Consider the following 3,069-nt stretch of genomic DNA (forward strand, 5'->3'; position numbering starts at 1 on the left):
CAATAAAAGTGACATTCCTGCTCTCAACCCTGATCGCTTGAAACAAACCTATCAAGCTGCACTCAATGATATTGGTTCTGCAATAACAGCTTTCAAAAATGATCCTTCTCACTATCGCACCACTTTAAAAAATCTTGGTGAGCGTTTGTCTGATCGTGTAGAAGATCTCACAACAAAATTTGATCGAAGTGATATCATCAACGCGCTTATGAAGGATGGCATGACCCGTGCGAATGCACAAACAGCAGCCAACCATGCTGTTCAACTCTATCAAAGCGCAGAGGAAANAATGCACAAACAGCAGCCAACCATGCTGTTCAACTCTATCAAAGCGCAGAGGAAAAAACCGAAAAAGCTATCAAAGCCCTTGAAGAACAGGCAGAAACACTCTCAGACAATCTTGAGGATACGGATCAAGGGAGCAAAAAACACTGCAACTAAAGCCACAAAAACAGCCTCCAATATGGGGTGGTGGGGCTTTTTAGGAAGTCTGGTAGGCGCCATTATTTCCAGTGTTTTTGGTTATTATGGCTACAAAAGCCGTAAGGATACTTTCAAGTTTTAAAACTTCTGCCTCTAAAGCAAATACATAAAAAGCTGCACGCATAGTGCAGCTTTTTTTGCAAAATTTTCTTGATTTTTGTATGTTTTTCAACACAACAAGAATTTTCGAAATCCACGTGGAAGCTTTTATAATCGTGAGAAACAAGCCTCAAAATAAAAGATTTTTTTAATAATTCTATTTTTTATGTTTTTCCTTTAAAAAACTTCTTAAATGAAGTGTTGACTCCATCGATTATATATGCGTTACAGCATAACAAATATGCGGCTATTGCTCTATTTTTTCCATTTAAGCCAAACAAATTTCGCAGAAAAATATTCCTCTACGATCAACAACTTTTCTCAATGTGGAAAACATATCAATCTTACATCTCATGTAAGAGGAAGCATTATGCGGTTAACATTTCATCCACACACAATATGAGAGAATAAGTTGAATTCTCTGATACAAAGGGAATACTAACCTACCAAATTATCTATTCTCAACAAAGCAACACTCTCACCACTTCAATACCAGTATTTTAGTTTGAGGATACGAATACAATTTGCATTCTAGATTAAATGTATCAAATAAACAATGGTTTAACTTTACATGCTTCAAACAAAGGACAAAATTCTATAATCATGCGTTATTAAAATTTTTTTTGTAAATATTTTTATACAGATATCAAAAATCGTACCATTGCTTTCAATACAAGAAACCGACATAAAAAATTTCATATTGAATTACCAAAATAGTCTTTTACAAATTGTGATATTAGAGCAAACACTTCATTGGCTAATTATATGAAAAATAAAATAGAAAATGCATTTTAATAAATATAAAAGCAAATTTTTTTATAAAAGAATATGACAAAAACTGATAAATCAACTTATGATCATGTTATTTATGATTCAGATATTGAATTCAGTTTTGCACAATCGTTTGAAAAAAACGATGAGATTAAAGTTTATGCGAAACTGCCTAAATGGTTTAAAATTGATACACCTCTTGGATCATATACCCCCGATTGGGCTGTATTATTCAAGCAAGATGGGTAAGAAAAACTGTATTTTATTGTGGAAAGTAAAGGAAGTATTTTCGAAGACATGTTGCGCAATCTGGAAAAAGCAAAAATCCATTGCGGTCGTGAACATTTCAAAGCTTTAGGAGAAAATACCCAATATATTGTTTCTGATAATTATCAAACTTTTATCGATCAAGCACTTCAAAAAGATACCATAACAACTTGAAAAAATGTTTTGGCTATGGAAACAGCCCTCCCCTGTTGTTTATAAAATGCAACTTTTTCCTACTCTATAATTTACAAGCTCTTCCTTATAACCGATTTTAATTTTTATTAAACAATCAAGAGGTTGTCGAACATTTTCCAGAAAGGGCTGCACATTTAAGAAAAGAAAATTATAAACTATTGAGAATACATTTGACACCCAAACAATCATTTAATCATAAAAATGATCTATAAACAAACATTGGATTTTTAAGTCAATAATTTGATTTATAAAGATTTTCACATTTTTCATGTTAAATAATAAATGCAAATGGAGCAGGCATGCACGTCTCGTGTAGGTTCTGCTTTTGCTCTCATGCAAAGTGAATTGACAGTAAACAGACTCCTCGATAAACTCATCAAAATCAGCTTAACTGATGGCTTCATTTTGGAGGAAGAGGAGTTTGTACACAAGAGAAGCATTTGGGGACCATCAGCACTTCCAATCACATTCATCCCAATATCGCAACCAACAAACGCGTATTAATTCTCAAAGCCTGTAATTTATAGAGCGGGACCAATATTTTAAAGAATATCAACAGGGGGCATAATAATGCAAAAGGTAGGTTCCTATACTCAATCAGAAAAGTATGTCATATATACCGTCATTATTTCCAGCATACTTCCTCTGCTGGACGGGAGCATTGTCAATGTCATCCTTCCTAACCTTGCGCATTATTTTTCAGTCGGAGAAAATAATATACAATGGGTTGTAACATCCTATTTTCTCGCCACCGTGCCGGGATTGCTGATGACAGCTTTTGTGCAAGGAAGAATAAGTATAAAAAGCACTTGGCTTCTTGCAAGCTTCATTTTTATGCTTGGATCACTGGGAGTAGGATTAAGCTATAATTTTCCAACTATTATATCTGCCCGCATCGTTCAAGGTTTCGTATAAAACTTTGATTTATAATGATAATCTAGCATTATTTATATTGAATGAGAGTCCCGAATAACGTAAGATTCTCTCATTTCAAAGCTGTTTATCTTGAATCAATCAAAACCATTCCCTTGCACGTCAAAAGCGGGGCTGGTGTGTGGGTAAAAACTGTATAAGAAAGGACTAAAAATGGCTCTTATGAACCGTCTTAATGCAAGATCTGTCGCAACATTGGGAGCTGGCAAATATAATGATGGTGCCGGCTTGCTACTCCATAAGCGTAAAGATGGAGGTGCTCAATGGCTTTATCGTTATACTATTCATGGACGCCGCCGTGAAATGGGTTTGGGTGCCTTG

The 3,069-nt window shown here is 34.7% G+C and carries 1 protein-coding gene and 2 pseudogenes; all 3 read left to right on the forward strand.

The annotated features are described in order from the left end of the window. Window positions 1-1,410: 1,410 nt before the first annotated feature. Window positions 1,411-1,794: pseudogene (locus tag ACFIMX_RS08705) on the forward strand (hypothetical protein). Between the two features lie 591 nt (window positions 1,795-2,385). Further along, window positions 2,386-2,724, forward strand: a pseudogene (locus ACFIMX_RS08710) (MFS transporter); the annotation flags it as partial. Between the two features lie 177 nt (window positions 2,725-2,901). Further along, window positions 2,902-3,069 (forward strand): Arm DNA-binding domain-containing protein (locus ACFIMX_RS08715; protein WP_375694333.1); only part of this gene is annotated, 168 nt, incomplete at its 3' end.

It is taken from the genome of Bartonella sp. AD24XZML (assembly GCF_042196485.1).
Taxonomy (GTDB): domain Bacteria; phylum Pseudomonadota; class Alphaproteobacteria; order Rhizobiales; family Rhizobiaceae; genus Bartonella.